We start from the raw sequence: 22,646 nt of genomic DNA, 5'->3' as shown, positions 1-22,646 counted from the left end.
GGCGTTTTACGCAACGGTCTGCGGATGAAACACCCGCTGAGCGGACTTAACCTGTTTACATGTCGATGACTGCTGCCGATTTCATCGCGCTCGACGAACAGTGGAGCACGCACAACTACCACCCGTTGCCTGTGGTGATCGCCGAGGCGGAGGGCGCGTGGGTCACCGACGTGCACGGCAAGAGATACCTGGACTTCCTGGCCGGCTACTCCGCGCTGAACTTCGGCCACCGCCACCCCGACCTGGTGGCCGCGACGGTCGAACAGCTCGGCCGGGTCACGCTGACCAGCCGGGCCTTCCACCACGACCAGATGGGCCTGTTCTGCCAGGAGCTGGCCGAGCTGACCGGCACCGACATGGTGCTGCCGATGAACTCCGGCGCGGAGGCCGTCGAGTCGGCGCTCAAGGTCGCCCGCAAGTGGGCCTACCAGGTGAAAGGCGTGCCGGACGGCCGGGCGGAGATCATCGTCGCCGGGTCGAACTTCCACGGCCGCACCACCACGATCGTCTCCTTCTCCACCGACGACACCGCCCGCAACGACTTCGGCCCGTTCACGCCGGGGTTCGTCGTGGTCAAGTACGGCGACGCGCAGGCACTCGAGGCGGCCATCACCCCGCACACGGCGGCAGTCCTGATCGAGCCGGTGCAGGGCGAGGCCGGGGTGCTGACGCCGCCCGCCGGCTACCTGCGCGAGGTGCGCCAGCTGTGCACCGACAACAACGTGCTGTTCATCGCCGACGAGATCCAGGCGGGCCTCGGCCGGACCGGGACGCTGTTCGCGTGCGAGCACGAGGACGTCACCGCGGACCTGTACACGCTGGGCAAGGCGCTCGGCGGCGGGATCATGCCGGTGTCGGCCGTGGTCGGCAGGCGGGACGTGCTCGGCGTCCTGCGACCGGGTGAGCACGGCTCGACCTTCGGCGGCAACCCCCTCGCCTGCGCGGTCGGCCGGGCGGTCATCCGGCTGCTGCGCGACGGCGACTTCCTGGCTCGGTCGGTCGAACTGGGCGCCCACCTGCACGGACGGCTGTCCGAGCTGATCGGGCACGGCGTCGCGGACGTCCGAGGGCGGGGCCTGTGGGCCGGTGTCGAGATCGCACCCGGCGGCCGCACCGCCCGCGCGGCGAGCGAGGAACTGATGGCACGCGGCGTGCTGTGCAAGGAAACGCACGACACGACGTTGCGGGTGGCGCCGCCGCTCGTGATCTCGCAGGCGGACCTGGACCGCGGCGTGGACACGATCGCGGCGGTACTGACCCGCTGACCAGGCGGCGCCTGCGCTCGCGTACGCGAGCGGGATCGGCAGGCGGTCGAGAGTGCCCGCGAGCGTGGCGAGGAAGGCCAGGCTCGCGGGCACTCCCATGAGCGCACCACGCACCAGGTCATGCGGTGCGGCTCTCGACGCATAGAACCCTCCGACAGTCGGTTTACAGCGCCGCCTCGCGGGTCTAGTCTGCAAGAACTTTCAGCAGTTTGCGCAAAGTCTCCCGGCGGGCGGGCGCGCAGCGGTGACCGTCCGCTCGCCGGGTCCATGACCGGCTCGACGAGGAGACCCGAAATGGAACGACGACCGCTCCTGCGCACAGCCGCCATGTCGGCTGTGGCGGTCCTGTGCGCGACCGGCCTCGCCACTTCCACGGCCCAACCGGCGGTGGCGGACACCGGAGTCCCCAACGGTGACGTGATCGCGAACCTGTGGTCCTGGAACTGGCGTTCCGTGGCCCGCGAGTGCACCGACAACCTCGACCCCGCCGGGTACGGGGCGGTGTGGGTCGCCCCGCCCGCCGAGTCGTTCAAGCACCCGAGCGGCGTGTGGTGGGACGTCTACCAGCCCTACTCCTACAAGCTGAACAGCCGTTTCGGCACCCAGGCCGAGTTCGCGTCGATGATCGGCACGTGTCACGCGGCGGGCATCAAGGTCTACACGGACGCGGTGGTCAACCACACCGGAGCGATGACCGGCACCGGCTACGACGGCACGGTGATCGGCGACAAGTACGACCCGCCGATGTACGACCGCGGCGAGTACAACGTGGACGTCTGCGACCGCGACATCGCGAACTGGAGCGACCTCTGGGAGGTCCAGCACTGCGAGCTGCTGGACCTGCCGGACCTCGACACGAGCGACCCCGGAGTGCGCGGCAAGCTCGCCGGCTACCTGAACTCCCAGCTGGCGCTGGGCGTCGACGGTTTCCGCGTGGACGCGGCCAAGCACATCCCGGCGGGCGAACTCGCGGACGTGGTGGCGCGCCTGAACAACACGACCTCGGGCGCACGCCCGTACGTGTTCCACGAGGTGTTCCCCGGCGAGCCGCCGTCGCCCGGCGACTACTTCGCCAGCGGCGACGTCCTCGACTTCACCCACGGCGACAAGCTGAAGTCCGCATTCCAGGGCGACATCGCGTCGTTGTCGTCGTTCGGGAACGGCCTGCTGCCCGCCGCGAACTCGGTGTCGTTCGTGACCAACCACGACACCGAACGCAACGGCAGGCACCTGACGTACAAGGACGGCGCGACCGCGGTGCTCGCGAACGTGTTCCAGCTCGCGTACAAGCACACGACGCCGACCGTGTACGCCGGTTTCGAGTTCTCCAACCCCGAGGGCGCGCCGCCGAACTCGAACGGGTTCGTCACCGACACCACGTGCGGCAACGGCTGGTACTGCCTGAACCGCGACCGGGCGGTGACCGGCATGGTCGCGTTCCACAACGCGGTCGGCGACGCGGCGGTGGCGAACTGGCAGTCGCCGACGTCGAACGTGATCGGCTTCGGCCGCGGCTCGGCCGGTTTCGTGGCGATCAACAACAGCGGCGGCGCGTACACCGGCACGTTCACCACCGGCATGCCGGACGGCTCGTACTGCGACGTGATCACGGCGTGCGCGAACCGCGTGACCGTGTCCGGCGGACGGGCGACGGTGACCGTGCCCGCGAAGTCGGCGGTCGCGTTCCACACCGGCGGCGGCACGCAGAACCCGGACCAGGTGAGCGTGTCGTACACGGTGCTGGCGGAGACGTCGTGGGGGCAGAACGTGTTCGTGGTGGGCAACGTGCCGCAGCTCGGTTCGTGGAACCCGGCGAACGCGGTGCCGCTGACGACGAACTCGTCGACCTACCCGCGCTGGCACGGCTCGGGCACGCTGCCACCGAACACGGACGTCGAGTACAAGTTCGTGATCAAACAGGACGGCCAGCCGGTGATCTGGGAGTCCGGCGCGAACCGCACCTACCGCACGGGCGGCTCCGGCGCGGTGACCATCGACGGCGGTACGTTCCGTAGGTGACCTGGGAGAACACCACGCACGACTGGGCTCGTGCCATCGACGTGCGCCACCTGGAGCTGATCCGTCAAGGGCCAGCGGAGTTCGCTCCGGGTGGCGTACTCCATCTCGTACTGGAAGTCCTGGCCTACGCGGCCGACGAAGCGTCGGAACGGGTCGGCGGTCACGCGGTCGTGACCCTCCACGCCGACGGCTCGATCTCGGTGGCCGACAACGGCCGCGGCACGGACACCCGCGTGGACGACCAGGGCCGCACGGTGAAGAAGCCGGTCATGGCGACGAAGGACCTGCGCTTCTTCGACGAGCCGTCGGTGTCGTTGCCGGACGGGCACCCGAGGCGCGGCATGTCGGTGGTGGCCGCGCTGAGCGAGTGGCTGGTGCACACGAACCGCCGCGTCAACGGCTCGTGGACTCAGCGCTACGAACACGGCATCCCGGTCACGGACCTGACCCCGATCGACTCCGACGGCACCACAGGCACGACGGTCCACTTCATGCCGAGCCCAGACCTGGCCCCGGTGGAGTCGGTGCCAGCAAACTTCGGCGAGCACCTGACTGTGGCACTCCGCGGGTTCCCGACCCGCTGACGGGCCCACCCACCCAGCCGGGCGCGAGCCCACCACACGTCGGCTGCCTGCCATCCCGTCGACCTGGCGAAGCCCGATCACACCGGGTCAAGGGGCGCTGCCCGAAGCACACCGTTGCCAAAGCACGGCCCCTTGACGCGGTGTGATAGCCCGGAGGGAGGTCGACGGGATGGCAGGCCACCCACCCTTGCCAAATCTCAAATAGCCGAAATCGTGCTGCCCTCCCCGAGATCTGCCGTCCGGCGAGGACACCACCCACAACGGGGAAAACGATCAAGACAGAAGGCCCGCCGACCAGCGAAAACCGCGAAAAGCCCAGCCCCAGTACGTAACCTCAACCCCCACCCATTCCCGGGGGCCACCCGCCATGCCAGTCTACTAGCAGGCACCGACAAAACCACGCGTGCCGCCAGAACTGTGGACAACCGGGTGGGCTGTGGACAACTCAGCCGCGCACTCGCGCCGCCGTCGAACCTCGGACCACCAGTTCCGGCATGAAGACGAACTCCGCGTGCGGGGCGGGGGTGCCGCCGATCTCCTCGAGCAGCGCGTTCACCGCCGCCTGCCCCATCGCCTCCACCGGCTGCCGCAACGTGGTCAGCGGCGGGTCGGCGAACACGATCAGCGGCGAGTCGTCGAACCCGACCACCGACACGTCCACCGGCACCGACAGCCCACGCTGCCGGGCCGCGCGGATGGCACCGAACGCCATCAGGTCGCTGCCACAGATGATCGCCGTGCAGTCCCTGTCCAGCAGCGCGGACGCGGCCGCCTGGCCACCCTCCACGGTGAACAGCGAATGTTGGACCAGCGACTCGGCCTGCTCGGCGGTGTACGGCAGCACCGTCCGCATGTGCTGCACGAACCCCTCGATCTTCCGCAGCACCGGCACGAACCGGCGCGGCCCGATCGCGAGGCCGATCCGTTCGTGCCCCAGTTCGGCCAGGTGCGACACCGCCAGGCGCATGGCGGCGCGGTCGTCCGTGGACACGAACGGCGCCGACACCTTCTCCGTGTACCCGTTGATCATCACGAACGGCACGCCCCGGCCGGCGAGCTTGACGTACCGGTCCATGTCGGCCGTCGAGTCGGCGTGCAGGCCCGACACGAAGATGATCCCGGTGACCCCGCGCTCGACCAGCAAGTCCGTCAGCTGGTCCTCCGTCGACCCGCCGGGGGTCTGGGTGCACAGCACGGGCGTGTAGCCGCGGGACGTCAGCACCTGCTCGATCACCTGCGCGAGCGCCGGGAAGATCGGGTTCGACAGCTCCGGCGTGATCAACCCGATGAGCCCGGCGCTACGCTCGCGAAGCCGGGGTGGGCGCTCGTAGCCGAGCACGTCCATGGCGGCGACCACCGCCTGACGTGTCGCCGCCGAGACGCCCGCCTTGCCGTTCAGCACGCGGCTGACCGTCGCCTCGCTGACGCCCGCCTGCGTCGCTATGTCACTGAGACGGGCTGTCACACCTGATGACTCTAGGCGAGCCACCTCATTCCTCCCACCACAACACGGTGTCGGGCGGCAGCATGACCTCCCCGTCGAGCCCGTAGTAGGACGAGGCCAGCAGCACCGGGCCCGGGTCCGGCACCCGCAGCACCGACTCACTCAGGTTCACCAGACAGCGGAAGGCGCCGCGACGGAAGTGCAGCACGTCATCCCCGGCCGGGAGCCATGCGAACTCGCCGAACGCCAACCGGCGCCGCAGGCGCAGCGCCGTGCGGTACAGGGTCAGCATCGACTCCGGTGACGTCTCCTGCTCGGCCACCGCGAGCTTGGCCCACGACTCCGGCTGCGGCAGCCACGGCGTGCCCGGCCCGAAGCCCAGCGACGGGCCCGTCGCGGTCCACGGGATCGGCACGCGGCAGCCGTCGCGGCCGCGGTCGGTGTGGCCGGAACGCTCCCACACCGGGTCGGCCAGCACCTCCTCCGGCAGGTCGGTCACCTCCGGCAGCCCCAGCTCCTCACCCTGGTAGACGTACGCGGACCCCGGCAGCGCGAGCATCAGCAGCGCCGCCGCGCGTGCCCGGCGCCGCCCCACTTCACCGCCGCCGTAGCGGGTCACGTGCCGGACCACGTCGTGGTTCGACAGCACCCACGTCGCGGGCGACTCGGTGGCGAGCGACGCGTCGATGACGGCACGCATCGGCTCCGCGGCCCAGTCGGTCTTCAGGAAGTGGAAGTTGAACGCCTGGTGCAGCTCGTCGGGACGCAGGTACAGCGCGGTCCGCGCCGGGGTCGGGGCCCACGCCTCCGCCACGGCCATGCGCTCGTCGCCGGAGCCGCTGTAGGAGTCGAGCACCTTCCGCCACTCGCGGTAGATGTCGTGCACGCCGTCCTGGTCGAAGTACGGGAGCGGCTCTGACCCCAGCAGCGCGCTCTGGTCGGGACGGCCGACGTCGGGCAGGCCCTCGGCCTTCACCATCCCGTGCGCCACGTCCACGCGGAACCCGTCGACGCCCAGGTCCAGCCAGAACCGCAGGATGTCGAGGAACTCCGCGCGCACCGCCGGGTTGTCCCAGTTCAGGTCCGGCTGCTCGGGCGCGAACAGGTGCAGGTACCAGTCGCCGTCCTCGGTGCGGGTCCACGCCGCGCCGCCGAAGATCGACTCCCAGTCGTTCGGCGGCCCGTCACCCCGGCCTTCGCGGAAGATGTAGCGGTCCTTCAGCCCGGCCTGGAACCACTCGTGCCGGTCGCTGGTGTGGTTCGGGACGATGTCGACGATAACCCGCAGGCCGAGCGCGTGCGCGTCCGTGACGAGGCCGCGAGCGTCGTCGAGGGTGCCGAACAGCGGGTCGACCGCGCGGTAGTCGGCGACGTCGTAGCCGCCGTCGGCCATCGGGGAGGCGTAGAACGGGGTCAGCCAGACGGCGTCGACCCCCAGTTCCGCGAGGTAGGGCAGGCGGGAACGCACACCGGGGAGGTCGCCGACGCCGTCGCCGTCCGCGTCGGCGAAGCTGCGGACGTACACCTGGTAGATGACGGCGTCTCGCCACCACTCATGGGTCATGCGTGACATGTAAAACCTTGCATCGACTTTCAGCAAGCCCGAACCATTGCCACGTGACCGGACGGCTACCTAGCATTCACCGTCGAAGCGATTCGACACGGGTGAGGGCACTGTGGCCAAGATCGAGGACGTCGCCAAGCACGCTGGGGTCGCCCCCAGCACGGTGTCGTACGTCCTGTCCGGCAAACGGTCGATCACCCAGGAGACCCGCGAACGGGTGCTCGCCAGCATCGAGGCGCTCGGCTACCAGCCGCACGCCGGCGCGCGGGCACTCGCGTCCAACCGCAGCAACGTCGTCGCGCTGGTCGTACCGCTGCGCTCCGGCATCCACGTGCCGGTGATCATGCAGTTCGCGACCTCGGTCGTCACCGCGGCCCGCGAGCACGACCACGACGTCCTGCTCCTGACGCAGAGCGAGGGCGAGGCCGGCCTGCGGCGTGTGGCGGGCACGTCCATGGTCGACGCGATCATCGTCATGGACGTCGAACTGCACGACCCCCGGCTTCCGGTGCTGAAGGAACTCGGCCGGCCCGCCGTGCTGATCGGCTTCCCCGCCGAGACCGACGGCCTGACCTGCATCGACCTCGACTTCACGGCGGCGGGCACGGCCTGCGTGGACCACCTCGCCGAGCTGGGCCACCGCAGGGTGGCGCTGATCGGGTCGCCGCCGGAGGTCTACGAGCGGGAGACCGGGTTCGCCTCCCGCACCACGAACGGGTTCACCGAGGCGGCGGCGCGGCACGGCATCGCCGCCAGCGTGCACGCGTGCGAGGCCACACAGGCGGGCGCCCAGAAGGTGGCCGCGGAGCTCCTGGCCGAGCATCCCGATCTCACCGCCGTCGTCGTCCACAACGAACCCGTCGTCGCGCCACTGCTCGCCGCGTTCCGCGAGGCGGGCCGGTCGGTGCCGGACGACCTGTCGGTGGTGGCGATCTGCCCCGACGAACTCGCCGAGTACACCATGCCCGCGCTGACCTCCGTGGCCATCCCGGCCCAGGAGGTCGGGCGTCAGGCGGTCGGGCTGCTGATGGCCAAGCTGGGCGGCCGTCAGGTGCCCGACGCGACACTGCTGCCCCCGCACCTGACCGTCCGAGCCAGCACCGCCGTCCCCAGGTAACCACCCCCGACTCCCCTCACCCATCCGGCAGGCACGTCGTCGAAGCGATTCGACAGACGGGAGGAACAACGATGTTCACACCAGGAAAGGCCTTGCTCGCGGTACTCGCGCTGACCGCGTCGTTGCTGGTCGCGTGCGGCGACGACGGTGGCGGTGGCAGCGCGAACGAGCTGCGTCTGTGGCACTACGAGGGTCCGGACAGCGCCATGGGCAAGGCGTGGGCCGAGGCGATCAAGGAGTTCGAGGACACGCATCCCGGCGTCACGGTGACGTTCGAGGAGAAGGGCTTCGAGCAGATCCAGAAGAACGCCCAGATGGTGCTGAACTCCGACGAGGCGCCCGATCTCATGGAGTACAACAAGGGCAACGCGACCGCGGGCCTGTTGTCCAAGCAGGGCCTGCTGACCGACATGTCCGCCGAGGTGACGGAACGCGGCTGGGACAAGCTCCTGTCGCCGAGCCTGCAGACCACGTGCAAGTACGACGAGCGCGGCGTGATGGGCGGCGACAAGTGGTTCGGCGTCCCGAACTACGCCGAGTACACGATGGTCTACTACAACGCCGACCTGTTCGCGCAGCACAAGGTCGAGATCCCCGAGACGTTCGACGACCTGGTCGCGGCCATGGACGAGTTCGTGGCCGCCGGGGTCACCCCGCTGTCGGTGGGCGGCAAGGAGTACCCGGCGCAGCAGCTGTTCTACCAGCTCGCACTGTCCAAGGCGGACAAGCAGTGGGTGGACGACCTGCAGCAGTACAAGGGGAAGGTCGACTTCCACGACGAGGCGTGGACCTACGGCGCCGAGACCTTCGCCGACTGGGTGAAGAAGGGGTACATCGGCAAGGACTCGGCCGGCATCGACGCGGAGAGCATGGGTGTCGCGTTCATGGGCGGCAAGTTCCCGATCATGGTGTCGGGCTCGTGGTGGTACGGGCGCGTGCAGTCCACGGTGAAGGACTTCGAGTGGGGCACGATGCTGTTCCCCGGCAGCGACATGGCCCTCGGGTCGAGCGGCAACATCTGGGTGGTGCCGGAGGGCTCGGAGAACAAGGAGCTGGCGTACGACTTCATCGACATCACGATGAAGAAGGCGAACCAGAACCTGCTGGGCAACTCCGGTGGCATCCCGGTGGCGGCCGACCCGGCCGCGATCACGGACGAGAAGAGCAAGGAGCTCATCGAGAACTACCAGACGCTGGTGGACCGGGACGGCCTCGCCTACTACCCGGACTGGCCGGTGCCCGGCTACTACGACGTGCTGGTGTCCGCGACGCAGAAGCTGATCAACGGCTCGGCCTCGCCGGACGAGGTGCTGGACGAGCTGGCCGGCCCGTACGAGGAAAACCTCGCCAATGTCGGTGGCTGAGAAGACCCTCGATGGAGCCCTTCGGGACAGTCACCGTCCCGAAGGCGCCCCTCGGCGCGCACCGCGGCGGGACCGCGGGTACCTGCCCTACCTCGTGCCCGGGGTGCTGCTGTTCGTCGCGGTGATCGCGGTCCCGCTGGTGATGAACGTCGGCATCAGCTTCACACGGTGGCAGGGTGTCGGCGAGCCGGACGTCGTCGGGTTCGACCAGTACCAGAAGCTGTTCGCCGACGAGACGTTCTGGCTCTCCTTCCGGAACAACGCGGCGCTGATCCTCGCCATGGCCGTCATCCCGACATTCCTCGGGCTGCTGCTCGCGACCGCGCTGTTCGACGTGGTGTCCAAGCGCAACCCGCGTACCACGACGGCGTTGCGGGCGGCGTTCTACCTGCCGCAGGTGCTGCCCACGGTCGTGGCGGGCGTGGTGTGGGGCTGGATCCTGCACCCGGCGTTCGGCGCGGCGAACGCGTTGCTGCGCGCGGTCGGCCTGGAGTCGTGGACGCAGAACTGGCTCGGGGACGAGAAGACGGCGCTGCTGTCGGTCATGGCGGTGCTCGTGTGGATCCAGATCGGCTTCCCGCTGGTGATCTTCATGGCGGGGTTGCAGCGGGTGGACCCGCAGCTGTACGAGGCCGCCGCGCTGGACGGGGCGAGCTGGTGGCAGCGGCTGTGGGCGGTGACCGTGCCGCAGATCCGGCCCGAGATCTACGTGGTGCTGCTGACGTGCACGATCGCGTCGCTCAAGTCGTTCGACAAGATCTTCGTGCTCACCAGGGGCGGCCCGGGTGGGTCGACGCTGACCCCGTCGTACTTCTCGTTCCAGAACTTCTTCGAGAAGGCGAACGTCGGCTACGGCGCGGCGATCGCGACCGTGCTGGCGGCGATCATCGTCGGGCTGTCGTTCCTGTTCCTGCGTGCGCAGAACCGGGAGGGCTCATGACCAGAAGGCTCGTGGTCGCCCTCCTCGCGGTACTTGCGGTCATCACCCTGATCCCGTTCCTGCTGGTGCTGGTGAACGCGGTCAAGTCGGCGCGGGACTACACCGCGAACGGCCCGCTCGCGCTGCCGGACGCGCTGTACCTCCAGGGCATCGTCGACTTCTGGGTGCGGGTCGACTTCGGCGAGAAACTGGTCAACAGCACGGTGATCGCGGGTTCGGTGGCGGTGCTCGCGGTGCTGGTGTCGATCGTCACCGCGTACGCCCTGGGCATCGGCCGGGTCAAGGGTCGCCTGTGGATCGTCGCGGTCTTCCTGCTCGCGAACCTGCTGCCGCAGGAGGCGCTGGTCTACCCGCTGTACTTCCTGGCGAAGGAGGCCGACCTCTACGACACGAAGCTCGCCGTGATCATCATCTTCACCGCGATACAGAGCGCGTTCGGCGTCTACCTGCTGACGTCGGTGCTCTCGACGTTCCCGAGGGAGATCATCGAGGCGGCCCGGATCGACGGCGCGAACCGGTGGCAGGTGCTGTGGCGGGTGGTCGTGCCGCTGTCGTGGCCGACGCTGTCGGTGCTGCTGGTGTTCTTCTTCATCTGGACGTGGAACGAGTTCTTCATCCCGATGGTCATGCTCATCTCCAACGACAACCAGACGGTCCCGGTCGCACTCGGGGTGCTGCAGGGACAACGTCTCATGGACGCCACCGCGCAGAGCGCGTCGGCGCTGCTCGGGATCATCCCGGCGGTGGTGTTCTTCCTGATCTTCCAACGAACACTGACGCGGGGCATCGCGGTGGGAGCGGTCAAATGAAGTTCACGGACGGGCACTGGCTGATGCGCGAGGGTGTCACGCCCGCCTACCCCGTCGAGGTCCTCGACGTGGCGGAGACCCCGGACGGGCTGCGGATCCTCGCCCCGACGTACCCCGTGCACAGCAGACGCGACCTGCAGAGCGGGGCCGTGCTGACGATCGATCTCTCGTCGCCCATGCCGGACGTGGTCGGAGTACGGGTGACCCATCATGCGGGCGGCGCGGGCACATCGCCGCGGTTCGAGCTGTTCCCGTCCGGACCGCCACCGACGATCGACGGCGACACCCTGACGTCCGGCGCCTTGTCGGTACGGGTGACCCGCAACCCGTGGCGGCTGGAGTTCGTGGCGGACGGCCAGGTCCTCACCTCCAGCGGCGAGAAGGACCTGGGCCTCATGTCCACACCGGACGGCCACCACGTGCGGGAGCGGCTCAACCTCGGTGTCGGCGACGCGGTGTACGGGATGGGTGAGCGGTTCGGGCCGCTCGTGAAGAACGGCCAGGTCGTCGACAGCTGGAACGCCGACGGCGGCACGAGCAGCGAGCAGGCGTACAAGAACGTGCCGTTCTTCCTCACCAACGCGGGTTACGGCGTGTTCGTGAACCACCCCGGCCTGGTGTCGTTCGAGGTGGGTTCCGAGGACGTGTCGAAGGTGCAGTTCAGCGTCGAGGCGCAGTCGATGCAGTACTTCGTGATCCACGGACCCACGCCGAAGGAGATCCTCGCGAAGTACACCGCGCTGACCGGCAGGCCCGTGCTGCCACCCGCGTGGTCGTTCGGGCTGTGGCTGTCGACGTCGTTCAACACCGACTACGACGAGGCCACGGTCACCTCGTTCATCGAGGGCATGGCGGAGCGGGACCTGCCGCTGTCGGTGTTCCACTTCGACTGCTTCTGGATGCGGGAGCTGTCGTGGTGCGACTTCGAGTGGGACCCGAAGGTCTTCCCCGACCCGCGCGGCATGCTGTCGCGGCTGAAGGCACGCGGCCTGAAGGTGTGCGTGTGGATCAACCCGTACATCGCGCAGCGGTCCGCCTTGTTCGAGGAAGGGCAGGCCCGCGGCTACTTCCTGAAGCGGCCGAACGGGGACGTGTGGCAGTGGGACCTGTGGCAGCCGGGGCAGGCGGTCGTGGACTTCACGAACCCGGAGGCCCGCGAGTGGTACGCGGCGAAGCTCGACGCCCTGCTGGACATGGGCGTGGACTGCTTCAAGTCGGACTTCGGCGAGCGGATCCCGACCGACGTGGTGTATTTCGACGGGTCCGACCCCGGGGACATGCACAACTACTACACCTACCTCTACAACAAGACCGTGTTCGACCTGCTGCGCAAGCGGCGCGGCGAGCGGGACGCGGTCGTGTTCGCGCGGTCGGCGACCGTGGGCACGCAGCAGTTCCCCGTGCACTGGGGCGGGGACAACCTGTCCACGCCGCAGTCGATGGCGGAGTCACTGCGTGGCGGGCTGTCGCTGACGATGTCGGGTTTCGGGTACTGGAGCCACGACATCGGCGGCTTCGAGGGCACCCCGGAGGCGTGGCTGTTCAAGCGGTGGATCGCGTTCGGGCTGCTGTCGTCGCACAGCAGGCTGCACGCGAACTACTCGTACCGGGTGCCGTGGGCGTTCGACGAGGAGGCCGTGGACGTGTTGCGGCTCTTCACGAAGCTCAAGGCGACGCTGATGCCGTACCTGTACGAGGCGAGCAGAACCGCGCACCTCACCGGTGTGCCGGTGATGCGGGCGATGGTTGTGGAGTTCCCCGACGACCCGGCCTGCACGTATCTGGACCGGCAGTACATGCTCGGCCCGGACCTGCTGGTGGCGCCCGTGTTCCGCGAGGACGGGCTGGTCGAGTACTACGTCCCGGACGGTTCGTGGACCCACTACCTCACCGGCGAGACCGTCACCGGGCCGCGCTGGGTGCGGGAGACACACGCCGTCGACAGCGTGCCCCTGCTGGTCCGGCCCGGCACGGTGCTCCCGGTCGGCGCGGTCGACGACCGGCCCGACTACGACTACGCCGACGACGTCACGCTCCACGTCTTCGGCCTGGCCGACGGCACTTCCGTGACGGCCGTCGTCCCCACGGTGTCGGGTGACGTCGCCTGCACCTTCACCACCACCCGGCGCGGCGACACCGTCGAGGTGTCCGCCGACACGCCGCCCGCCCGCTGGCGCGTCCGCGTCGCGGGCGCCGAACCCGTTGACGCAGAAGGATCCTCGCTCACCGTCCGCCTCTGAACCCGATGGAGTGGTCATGAGAAGACGTACGTTCTTAGCGGTAGCAGGTGTCACGACGGCCGCGCTCGCGGTCCCCGTCCAGGCGGAAGCGATGGCAGGTCACCCGTTCCGCAACCCCCGTCTCCCCCTGAGGTCCCGTGTCGAGGACCTGCTCGCCCGGCTCACGCTGCCGGAGAAGGTTTCTTTGCTGCACCAGTACCAGCCCGCCATTCCCCGCCTGGGCATGGCGTTGTGGAAGACCGGCACCGAGGCCCTGCACGGCATCGCCTGGTCCACCGACATCACCTCCACCCCTGATCCCGGCGCGGTGCGGACCGCGGTCGCGACCGTGTTCCCGCAGGCCGTCGGGCTCGCGTCCACCTGGGACCCCGCGCTGATCAAGCGGGTCGGGTCGGTGGTCGGCGACGAGATCCGCGGCCACCACTCGGACAACCCGGTCGTGTGGGGCCTGAACGCGTGGGCGCCGGTGGTGAACCTGCTGCGCGACCCGCGCTGGGGCCGCAACGAGGAGGGTTACTCCGAGGACCCGTACCTGACGGGCGTCATCGCCACGGCGTACGCGGGCGGCATGACCGGAGACGACCCGCGCCACCTGAAGACGGCGCCGACGCTCAAGCACTACCTCGCCAACAACAACGAGATCCGCCGCGACCGGACGTCCTCCAACCTGCGGCCGCGGGTGAAGAAGGAGTACGACGAGGCCGCGTTCAAGCCCGCGATCGCGGCGAACGCGGCGACCGGTGTGATGGCCGCGTACAACCTGGCCAACGGCCGTCCCATGACCGTGAGCCCGGACTTCGACGACGTCGTGCGCACCTGGACCGAACAGGTGCTGCTGAACGTCACCGACGCGGGCAACCCCAACAACCTCGTCAACTCGCAGGCGTACTTCGCCACGCTCGCGGAGGCGGACGCGGCCACGCTGAAGGCCGGTCTGGACAGCTTCACCGTCGACAACACGAACGCGCAGCCCACGGTCGACGCCGTCAACGCGGCACTGGCGCAGGGCCTGCTCGCCGAGTCCGACGTGGACAACGCGGTGCGGCACATCCTCACGATCCGCTTCCGGCTCGGCGAGTTCGACCCGGGCGGCGGCCCGTACGGCGACATCACCATGGCCGTGGTGAACAGCCCGGCCCACCGGCAGCTCGCACGGGAGACCGCAGGGAAGGCCGTGGTGCTGCTGAAGAACGACGGCACCCTGCCGTTGCGTGCCACCGGCACGGTCGCGGTGGTCGGGCCGCTGGCCGACACGCTCTACACCGACTGGTACTCGGGGAAACTGCCGTACGTGGTCACGCCGAGGGCCGGGATCGCGGAACGGGTGACCGTGACCGGCGGCGAAGCGGTCGACCGTATCGCCTTGCGCACGATCGACGGCCGGTACGTCACCGCGAGCACGGCGGCGGACGGCGCACCGCTCACGATCGCGGACACCTCGGCGGGCACGCACTTCGACGTGTTCGACTGGGGGCAGGGAGTGGTGACGTTGCGCAGCGCCGCCAATGGCAAGTACGTCGAGCGGGACGGCTTCGGCGCGACCAGCGCGTTCGTGAACCGGGCACCGCAACCCCGCGACTGGTTCGTGCACCAGCAGTTCACGTTCGAGGACGCGGGCGATGGCGCGGTGGTCGTCAAGTACGTCGGCTACGAGACCGTGAACGACTGGGAGGGCCCGAACAACTACCTGACGGTGGCGTCCGACGGCCGGGTCATCCTCGGCTCCCCGGACGCGGCCGGGGCAACCCGGTTCATCAAAGAGACGGTGTCGAGTGGCATCGACGAGGCCGTCGCGTCCGTGGCGGGGGCGGACGCGGCGGTCGTCGTGGTCGGCAGCATGCCGTTCATCAACGGCCGCGAGGACCACGACCGCACCACCATGGCGCTCGCGGAGAGCCAGTCCGCGCTGATCAGGGCGGTGCACGCGGCGAACCCGAACACGGTCGTCGTGGTGGAGAACAGCTACCCGACCACGCTCACGTGGGAGCAGGACAACATCCCGGCGGTCCTGTGGACCACGCACGCGGGTCAGGAGACCGGGCACGCGATCGCGGACGTGTTGTTCGGCGACGTCAACCCGGCCGGGCGGCTCACGCAGACGTGGTACCGCGCTGACACGGACCTGCCGGACATCCTCGAGTACGACATCATCAAGGCCCGCCGCACGTACCAGTACTTCGACGGCATGCCGCTGTACCCGTTCGGGCACGGGCTCTCGTACAGCACGTTCCGGTACGGGCGACTGGCCATCGAGTCGCCGATGAAGGTGAGCGTGCCGGTCACCAATACATCTGACCGGGCTGGTGACGAGGTCGTCCAGCTCTACACGCACCAACGCGAGTCACGTGACCCGCAACCGAAGCTCACACTGCGGGCGTTCCAGCGCGTGCACCTGCGACCGGGGCAGACGAAGACGGTCCGGTTCTCCGTGCCGGTCAAGGACCTGGCGCACTGGGACGTGACGCGTGGCCGCTGGGTGGTGGAGGGTGGCACGTACGACGTGCTGGTCGGCGCGTCGTCGACCGACATCCGCCAGCGCGGCTCGGTGCGGGTCAGGGGCGAGACGATCCCGCCGCGCGACCTGTCCCGCACCACCCGGGCGGTCGACTTCGACGACTACGCGGGTGTGTCACTCGTGGACACGTCGAAGGAACGCGGTGACTCGGTCGCCGGGCCGGGCTGGATCTCCTTCCACGACAGCGAAATCCGGCGGGCGAAAACGTTTGCGGGGCGGGTCGCGGGCACGGGCACGATCGAGGTCCGGCTCGGCGGACCCACCGGGGCGCTCGTCGGCACGGCCACATCGCCGGGCACGGCCGACAAGTACACCTATGTCTCTGTCGACACGGCGGTGAACCTGGACGGCAGGCACGACGTGTACCTGGTGCTCACCGGTGACCTGCGCGTCGACACGTTCACCGTGTCATGAGACGGCTGGCACTGCTGCTGGCGTTGCTGCTGGCCACGGGCGCTGCCACGCCCGTGGCCGCGGCGGCGCCCGCCCACACGGTGACCTACGACCGGTACTCGCTGAAGGTGGACGGCGAGCGGGTGGTCCTGTGGAGCGGCGAGTTCCACTACTTCCGCCTGCCGAGCCCGGCGCTGTGGCGGGACGCGCTGGAGAAGATCCGGGCGGCCGGCTTCAACGGCGTCTCGCTGTACTTCAACTGGGCGTACCACTCGCCCGCGCCGGCGAGTACGACTTCACCGGCGTGCGGGACGTGGACCGGCTGCTGCGGCTCACCGAGGAACTGGGCCTGTATGTGGTCGCACGGCCCGGCCCGTACATCAACGCCGAGGTCAGCGGCGGCGGTTTCCCCGCGTGGCTCAAGCAGGTCGACGGCCGGGCCCGGTCGAGCGACCCCGGCTACACCGCGGCGACGTGCCGCGTGACCAGGACGTCCCGGTGGCGCTGCGGTTCGACGGCACGGGCGCCTACCGCGTGCTGATGTTCGTCAACGGCTGGCAGATGGGCCAGTTCACGGCCGACCTCGGCCCGCAACGCGAGTTCGTCCTGCCGTCCGGAGTACTGCGCCCGGACGGGAAGAACACGCTCGCCCTGGCGGTGATCGCACTGGAGGACAGCACCCTGGGCCAGGTCAGCCTGGTCCCGTTGGCCAACCACCGCGTCCGCTGACCGTGCGATGCTGTGCCGGTGCCACTGGTGTGGGTGACCGGCAGCGCCGGCGCGGGCAAGTCGACGGTCTGTTCGCTGTTGAAGAGCAAGGGAGAAGTGGCGGTCGACGCCGACTGGGATGGCTACAACCAGTGGGTGGATCGGACGAGCGGCCTCGTCGTCGCCGATCCGCCCGACCCGGTGCCACCGGGTTGGCTCGACCGCTACGCGTGGCGGATCAACCGCGCGCAGGTCGAGGCCCTCGCGGCGCGGATCCGCGACACGACCGCGTTCCTCTGTGGCACCGTCGAGAACGAGGTGGAGGTGTGGGACCTCTTCGACCTCGTGGTCTGCGTGGTGGTGGACAGCGCGACGCTCCGGCATCGTCTCCTGACCCGCACGACGAACTCCTACGGCAGGCACCCGGAGGAGCTGGCGGCGGCACTCTCGTCCAATGACGGCATGGCGGCCACGTACCGGCGCTTCGGTGCGACGATCGTCGACGGCAGCCGCCCTCCGGCGGAGGTCGGCGACGCGATCCTCGCCGCCACCGCCCGCCTGTCGTAACGGCGTCGTTCAGGGCATGCGGGCGGCGTCGAGGTTCGCCAGCAGCGCGTCCACTGTGGCCTCGGGCGTCAGGTGCGTCGAGTCGAGCCACAGGCCACGCCGCGGCATCGCCCGAAGGCCCCGGTCGAGGTCCGCCACCGTCCACGCCCCGTACCCCGTCTTCGCCCGCGCTGCCTCACGCGCGGCCACCGCCGCGGGCGACGGCGCCAGCACCACGAAGTAGCGCGGCCGCGTCCGCACCGCGTCGAGCAGCTCGTCGACGTGCTCCCCGAGCAGGACGTCCTGCACGACCGCGGTGAACCCGGCGTCGGCGTACCCGTCGGCGACCGTCGCCGTCAGCCGGTGCCGCAACCGCAGCTGCGCCACCGCCTCCTCCTCCGCGCCGGGCGTCATGTCCGCGCGACCGGACACGATCGTCCGGCGGAACAGGTCGCCCCGCACGTGCGCGGCCCTCGGCAACCGCTCGGCGAGCAGCTGCGCGACCGTCGACTTGCCCGCCGCCATGATTCCGGTGATCACCACCACCGCCGGTCCCGGGCTCATCCCAGCGGAGCACCTGCCACGTACAGGACCTGCCCGGTCACGTAGCCCGCGCCCTCGCTCGTGAAGAAGGACACCGCGTGCGCGATGTCCTCCGGGTGCCCGGCCCGCCGCACCGGCGACGCCTCGGCGGTGATCCGGACGTGCTCCTCCAGCGTCCGGCCCCGCCGCGCCGCCGACCGGACCGTCATGTTCGTGACGGTGAAGCCCGGCGCGACCGCGTTGACCGTCACCCCGTAGGGCCCCAGCTCCAGCGCGGCGGCCTTCGTGAACCCGTTCAGCCCGGACTTCGCCGACACGTACTGCACCCGCTCCGGGTCGCCGAGCGCGGACGTCGACGAGATGTTCACGATCCGGCCGAAGCCCGCGGCCTTCATGAACGGCGCGACCAGCCGGGTGGTCAGGAAGGCGCCGCGCAGGCACACGTCGACGACCGCGTCCCAGTCGGACAGGGACATGTCCGTCAGCGGCTGGTCCCGCGCGAAGCCCGCGTTGTTCACGACGATCGCAGGCTCGCCCAACTCCGCCACCACCGTGTCGAACGCCGTCGCGACCGACTCCTCGTCCGCGACGTCACAGTGGACGACCGCGTCGCCCTCCGCGCCGGCCGTGTCGACGTCCAGCACCGCGACCCGGTGCCCGTCGGCACGCAAGCGCTTGGCGACGCCCGCGCCGATGCCGCGGGCGCCACCCGTCACGACCGCGACGCTCACCGCGCCCTCCTGACCCGGGCCTCGTCCCACACCGGCTCGTCCGTCTCGACCACCTGCCCGTCGGACCGGAACACCAGGAACCGGTCGAACGACCTGGCGAACCAGCGGTCGTGTGTCACCGACATGACCGTTCCCTCGAACGCCTCCAGGGCGTCCTGCAGGGCCTCGGCGGAGGTGAGGTCGAGGTTGTCGGTCGGCTCGTCCAGCAACAGCAGCGTGGCTCCGGACAGCTCCAGCAGCAGGATCTGGAACCGGGCCTGCTGCCCGCCGGACAGCGTCTCGAACCGCTGCGAACGCGAGCCGGCGAGGCCGTACCGGGACAGCTTCGACGACGCCGCGCCCTCGTCGAGCCCCTCCCGCGTGCCGTCGCCGTGCCACAGGACGTCGAGCAGCGTCCGGCCCACCCATTCGGGGTGCTGGTGGGTCTGCGCGAACAACCCGGGCACGACGCGGGCACCGAGCTTCCACGCCCCGTCGTGCTTGACGGTCTCCCCGGCAAGAAGCCGAAGGAAGTGGCTCTTGCCGGAGCCGTTCGACCCGAGCACCGCGATCCGGTCGCCGAAGAACACCTCCAGGTCGAACGGTTTCATCAGCCCGGTCAGCTCGAGGTCGTGGCACTGGATCGCCCGCAGCCCGGTCCGTCCGCCACGCAGCCGCGGCTGCACCCGCTCCTGTTTCGGCGGCAGGGGCGGCTGCCCGGCCTCCTCGAACTTGCGGAGCCTGGTCTGTGCGGCCTTGTACTTGGCCGCGAGGCTGTCGCTGATCATGGCGGCTTGCTGGAGGTTGCGGACCAGGTCCTTGAGCTTCTGGTGTTCCTCGTCCCAGCGCCTGCGCAGCTCCGCCATGCGGTCCCAGCGGGCCTCGCGGGCCGCGTGCCACGTGCCGAACCCGCCGCCGTGCACCCAGGTGGTGCCGCCCTCGAGCGTCACGATGTGGGTGGCGGCGCTCGCGAGCAGCTCCCGGTCGTGGCTGACGAGCAGCACGGCCTTGCCGCAGGCGGCCAGTCGTTCCTCCAGCCACCGCTTGCCGGGCACGTCGAGGTAGTTGTCCGGCTCGTCGAGCAGGAGCACCTGTTCCCGGCCCAGTAACAGCGCCTCCAGGACGAGCCGTTTCTGTTCACCGCCCGAGAGCGTGGACACCGACCGGAACTGTGCGCGGTCGTAGGGCACGCCGAGCGCGGCGACGGTCGCCGTGTCCCACAGGACCTCGGCGTCGTACCCGCCCGCCTCGCCCCACCCGGCGAGGGCAGTCGCATAACGCAACTGAGTCGGTTCGTCGTCGGTGTCCATCATGGCCAGCTCGGCGTCGTCGAGCGCCGTGGCGGCCGCCTGCAACGCGGGCGGTGAGACGGCCAGCAGCAGGTCCCGCACCGTGCGCTCGTCCCGCACCGACCCGATGAACTGCGGCATCACGCCGAGTCCGCCCTGGACGGTGACACCGCCCTCCTTGGGCGGCAGGTCCCCGGAGAGCAGCCGCAGCAACGTCGTCTTGCCAGCACCGTTCGCGCCGACGAGCGCGACGACCTGGCCGGTGCTGACCCGGAACGACGCGTCGCGAAAGAGTTGCCTGCCGTCGTCGAGTCGATGGCCGAGGCCACCCGCCTCCAGAAATCCCGCGCCCATAGCGCAGATCGTCCGGCATGCGGAGCGTTTCGGGCGACTGGTTTTCGAAAGCAACCCCCTCGCCATCGCTGTGGATCCAAGGCGGTACGCTGCGTCACCTGCGAGGGTTTGGCTGCGAACGGGAGGGATGTACTTGTCCGACACCCCGATCTACGACCAGATCCGCCAGGAACTCGAAGCCGGTCGCACCGACCCGGCGACGGCCAGGAGATCACGTTCGGGCGACGACGACGGTCAGGCCGTGTCCGTCTGGGCCCTGGTGAACCAGCACCGGAACGGCAAGCGCCGCTGACGCGTGCTGGGATTGGGTCCATGCACCTGCTCAGCCCCGGCCCTTCCGTCGACGACCGCGCGCTGGAGGACCTCTACGCGTACCCCACCGAGCTGACCCGTCCCTTCGTGCAGGTCAACTTCGTCGCGAGCGCCGACGGCGCCGCGACCGTGTCCGGCCGTTCCCGCGGCCTGTCCAGCCCGGCGGACAAGAAGGTGTTCGCGCTGGGCCGTGACCTGGCCGACGTCGTTCTCGTGGGTGCCGGCACGGCGTTGACCGAGGGATACCGGGGCATCAAGCGAACGGAGCTGCGCGCGTCCCGCCGGTCACGGCTGGGCCTGACGGACATCCCGCCGATCGCCGTCGTCACGGGGAACGGTTCCGTCGACCCGATGTCGCCGCTGATCACCGACACCACGGTGCCCCCGATCGTGCTGACCTCGAACACGGCCCCCACCGACTGGCGCAAGGCGGTCGCCGACGCGGGCGCGGACGTGGTGGTGACCGGCGAGGACCGCGTCGACCCGGCGGCGGCGCTCACGGCGCTGGCCGACCGCGGTCTGCTGCGGGTGTGCTGCGAGGGCGGCCCGACGCTGTTCGCGGACCTGATCGCGGCGAACCTCGTCGACCAGCTGTGCCTGACGGTGTCCCCGCTGCTCACCGGCGCGGGCGCGGTCCGCATCGCCGAAGGTCTCCCCGCGGCGGCGCCAGTGGACCTCACCCTGGAGTCCGTGCTGGCGGACGACGGGTTTCTGATGCTGCGGTATCGCACGAAGGCGGCATCCGGGCCAGAATGACGCCCATGCAGCTCCCGATCATGCCGCCGGTGAAGCCGATGCTGGCCAAGCCGGTGAAGAAGATCCCGACGGGCGAGATGAGCTACGAGCCGAAGTGGGACGGCTTCCGGTCGATCATCTTCCGCGACGGCGACGACGTCGAGATCGGCAGCCGCAACGAACGCCCCATGACCAGGTACTTCCCGGAACTGGTCGAGGCGGTCAAGGCCAACCTCCCGACACGCTGCGTGATCGACGGCGAGATCGTGGTCGTCGGCCCCACCGGCGATCGGCTGGACTTCGAGGTGCTGGCCCAGCGCATCCACCCGGCCGCGAGCCGCGTGAAGATGCTGTCGGAAACCACGCCGGCGAAGTTCGTGGCGTTCGACCTCCTGGCCCTGGACGACGTGGACTACACGGGCCGGCCGTTCGCCGAACGCCGGGCCGCGCTGGAGGAGGCGCTGGCGCCAGCGCGGGCGCCGATCCATCTCACCCGCACGACCACCGATCCGTCGGTGGCCCAGGAGTGGTTCGAACAGTTCGAGGGCGCTGGTCTCGACGGGCTGATCGCCAAGCCGCTGACCGGTGAGTACGAGCCGGACAAGCGGGTGATGTTCAAGATCAAGCACGAACGCACCGCGGACTGTGTCGTGGCCGGTTACCGCGTCCACAAGAGTGCGCCCAACCGCATCGGGTCGCTGTTGCTCGGCCTGTACAACGACGAGGGTGTGTTGGCGAGCGTCGGGGTGATCGGTGCGTTCCCGCTGGCCAGGCGGGAGGAGCTGTTCGAGGAGATGCAGGAGCTGGTCACGGACTTCGACGACCACCCGTGGGCGTGGGCGCGGCAGGAGGAGGGGGCACGGACGCCGCGGAACGCCGAGGGGAGCCGGTGGCAGGCGGGGAAGGACCTGTCGTTCGTGCCGCTGCGGCCGGAGCGGGTGGTGGAGGTGCGGTACGACCACATGGAGGGTGTCCGGTTCCGGCACACCGCCCAGTTCTCGCGGTGGCGGCCGGATCGTGATCCGCGTAGCTGCACCTACGAGCAGTTGGAGGAGCCGGTCAAGTTCGATCTCGCGGACGTGCTGGCCTGAGTTTGTTTCGCCCCCACGCGGCCTCCGGCCCCCGGAATCCAGCCTAGACCCGGCCACCGACGACCTCCGCCTGCCGAAAACGGGTTGTCCACAACGCACTCGGT

Annotated in this window: 19 protein-coding genes and 2 pseudogenes; 15 read left to right on the top strand and 6 right to left on the bottom strand. The window is 69.6% G+C overall.

All coding sequences use genetic code 11. From position 1 onward, the window contains the following. Positions 1–65: 65 nt before the first annotated feature. From rocD to ACIBVP_RS13185, 3 genes are all read left to right on the top strand, one after another. The gene (rocD, locus tag ACIBVP_RS13195; protein WP_396106427.1) at positions 66–1,265 is read left to right on the top strand and encodes an ornithine--oxo-acid transaminase; all 1,200 of its coding nucleotides are present in this window, start codon (positions 66–68) and stop codon (positions 1,263–1,265) included. 294 nt (positions 1,266–1,559) lie between these two features. Next, on the top strand, positions 1,560–3,284 hold the full coding sequence (locus tag ACIBVP_RS13190) for a carbohydrate-binding module family 20 domain-containing protein (RefSeq protein WP_396106306.1): 1,725 nt from the start codon (positions 1,560–1,562) through the stop codon (positions 3,282–3,284). Continuing rightward, positions 3,281–3,868: an ATP-binding protein gene (locus ACIBVP_RS13185; protein WP_396106305.1), complete on the top strand. Its 588-nt coding sequence runs from the start codon at positions 3,281–3,283 to the stop codon at positions 3,866–3,868. Before ACIBVP_RS13190 ends, ACIBVP_RS13185 begins: the two co-directional genes overlap by 4 nt. 445 nt (positions 3,869–4,313) lie before the next feature. Here ACIBVP_RS13185 and ACIBVP_RS13180 read toward each other — a convergent pair whose 3' ends face one another. Beyond that, a complete protein-coding gene (locus ACIBVP_RS13180) occupies positions 4,314–5,333 on the bottom strand; it encodes a LacI family DNA-binding transcriptional regulator (protein WP_396106304.1) in 1,020 nt (339 codons plus the stop codon). 25 nt (positions 5,334–5,358) lie between these two features. Then, entirely contained in the window at positions 5,359–6,876 is a 1,518-nt protein-coding gene (locus tag ACIBVP_RS13175) for a glycoside hydrolase family 13 protein (protein ID WP_396106303.1), read from the bottom strand. 112 nt (positions 6,877–6,988) lie between these two features. Here ACIBVP_RS13175 and ACIBVP_RS13170 point away from each other — a divergent pair, with 112 nt between their 5' ends. From ACIBVP_RS13170 to ACIBVP_RS13130, 9 genes and pseudogenes are all read left to right on the top strand, one after another. Continuing rightward, complete coding sequence (locus ACIBVP_RS13170; RefSeq protein ID WP_396106302.1) at positions 6,989–7,993, top strand: LacI family DNA-binding transcriptional regulator; 1,005 nt, start codon at positions 6,989–6,991, stop codon at positions 7,991–7,993. Positions 7,994–8,064: 71 nt separating this feature from the next. Continuing rightward, positions 8,065–9,357, top strand: coding sequence for an ABC transporter substrate-binding protein (locus ACIBVP_RS13165; RefSeq protein WP_396106301.1), 1,293 nt, complete (start codon positions 8,065–8,067; stop codon positions 9,355–9,357). Then, positions 9,350–10,297: a carbohydrate ABC transporter permease gene (locus ACIBVP_RS13160; RefSeq protein WP_396106300.1), complete on the top strand. Its 948-nt coding sequence runs from the start codon at positions 9,350–9,352 to the stop codon at positions 10,295–10,297. The genes ACIBVP_RS13165 and ACIBVP_RS13160 overlap by 8 nt, the downstream gene beginning before the upstream one ends. Then, complete coding sequence (locus tag ACIBVP_RS13155) at positions 10,294–11,106, top strand: carbohydrate ABC transporter permease (protein WP_396106299.1); 813 nt, start codon at positions 10,294–10,296, stop codon at positions 11,104–11,106. The genes ACIBVP_RS13160 and ACIBVP_RS13155 overlap by 4 nt, the downstream gene beginning before the upstream one ends. Then, a complete protein-coding gene (gene yicI / locus ACIBVP_RS13150) occupies positions 11,103–13,346 on the top strand; it encodes an alpha-xylosidase (RefSeq protein ID WP_396106298.1) in 2,244 nt (747 codons plus the stop codon). The genes ACIBVP_RS13155 and yicI overlap by 4 nt, the downstream gene beginning before the upstream one ends. Positions 13,347–13,362: 16 nt before the next feature. After that, positions 13,363–16,275: a glycoside hydrolase family 3 C-terminal domain-containing protein gene (locus tag ACIBVP_RS13145; protein ID WP_396106297.1), complete on the top strand. Its 2,913-nt coding sequence runs from the start codon at positions 13,363–13,365 to the stop codon at positions 16,273–16,275. Next, positions 16,272–16,795: pseudogene (locus ACIBVP_RS13140) on the top strand (beta-galactosidase). Before ACIBVP_RS13145 ends, ACIBVP_RS13140 begins: the two are co-directional and overlap by 4 nt. Beyond that, a complete protein-coding gene (locus tag ACIBVP_RS13135; RefSeq protein WP_396106296.1) occupies positions 16,729–16,983 on the top strand; it encodes a beta galactosidase jelly roll domain-containing protein in 255 nt (84 codons plus the stop codon). The pseudogene ACIBVP_RS13140 and the gene ACIBVP_RS13135 overlap by 67 nt, the downstream one beginning before the upstream one ends. 18 nt (positions 16,984–17,001) lie before the next feature. Beyond that, entirely contained in the window at positions 17,002–17,529 is a 528-nt protein-coding gene (locus ACIBVP_RS13130) for an AAA family ATPase (protein WP_396106295.1), read from the top strand. Between the two features lie 9 nt (positions 17,530–17,538). Here ACIBVP_RS13130 and ACIBVP_RS13125 read toward each other — a convergent pair whose 3' ends face one another. The 4 genes and pseudogenes from ACIBVP_RS13125 to ACIBVP_RS13110 form a co-directional block, all read right to left on the bottom strand. Next, a complete protein-coding gene (locus ACIBVP_RS13125) occupies positions 17,539–18,072 on the bottom strand; it encodes an AAA family ATPase (protein WP_396106294.1) in 534 nt (177 codons plus the stop codon). Next, positions 18,069–18,782, bottom strand: a complete 714-nt coding sequence (locus ACIBVP_RS13120) for an SDR family oxidoreductase (RefSeq protein WP_396106293.1) — start codon at positions 18,780–18,782, stop codon at positions 18,069–18,071. Before ACIBVP_RS13120 ends, ACIBVP_RS13125 begins: the two co-directional genes overlap by 4 nt. Further along, positions 18,779–19,372 (bottom strand): ATP-binding cassette domain-containing protein, encoded by a 594-nt coding sequence (locus tag ACIBVP_RS13115; RefSeq protein WP_396106426.1) that lies wholly within the window; start codon positions 19,370–19,372, stop codon positions 18,779–18,781. The genes ACIBVP_RS13120 and ACIBVP_RS13115 overlap by 4 nt, the downstream gene beginning before the upstream one ends. A gap of 516 nt (positions 19,373–19,888) precedes the next feature. Then, a pseudogene (locus ACIBVP_RS13110) lies at positions 19,889–20,344 on the bottom strand (ATP-binding cassette domain-containing protein); the annotation flags it as partial. A gap of 187 nt (positions 20,345–20,531) precedes the next feature. On the opposite strand from ACIBVP_RS13110, the gene ACIBVP_RS13105 reads away from it, so the two are divergent. The 3 genes from ACIBVP_RS13105 to ACIBVP_RS13095 are packed head-to-tail and all read left to right on the top strand — an operon-like array spanning position 20,532 to position 22,542. Next, positions 20,532–20,696 (top strand): hypothetical protein, encoded by a 165-nt coding sequence (locus ACIBVP_RS13105; protein ID WP_396106291.1) that lies wholly within the window; start codon positions 20,532–20,534, stop codon positions 20,694–20,696. Between the two features lie 20 nt (positions 20,697–20,716). Next, positions 20,717–21,472 carry a pyrimidine reductase family protein gene (locus tag ACIBVP_RS13100; protein WP_396106290.1) on the top strand — a complete coding sequence of 252 codons (756 nt, stop codon included), beginning with the start codon at positions 20,717–20,719 and terminating at the stop codon, positions 21,470–21,472. Between the two features lie 5 nt (positions 21,473–21,477). Beyond that, positions 21,478–22,542 carry an ATP-dependent DNA ligase gene (locus tag ACIBVP_RS13095; RefSeq protein ID WP_396106289.1) on the top strand — a complete coding sequence of 355 codons (1,065 nt, stop codon included), beginning with the start codon at positions 21,478–21,480 and terminating at the stop codon, positions 22,540–22,542. Positions 22,543–22,646 lie beyond the last annotated feature (104 nt).

The sequence above is a fragment of the Actinophytocola sp. NPDC049390 genome, assembly GCF_044466355.1.
Lineage (GTDB): Bacteria > Actinomycetota > Actinomycetes > Mycobacteriales > Pseudonocardiaceae > Actinophytocola.
This window is presented reverse-complemented; position numbering and strand designations above follow the sequence as displayed.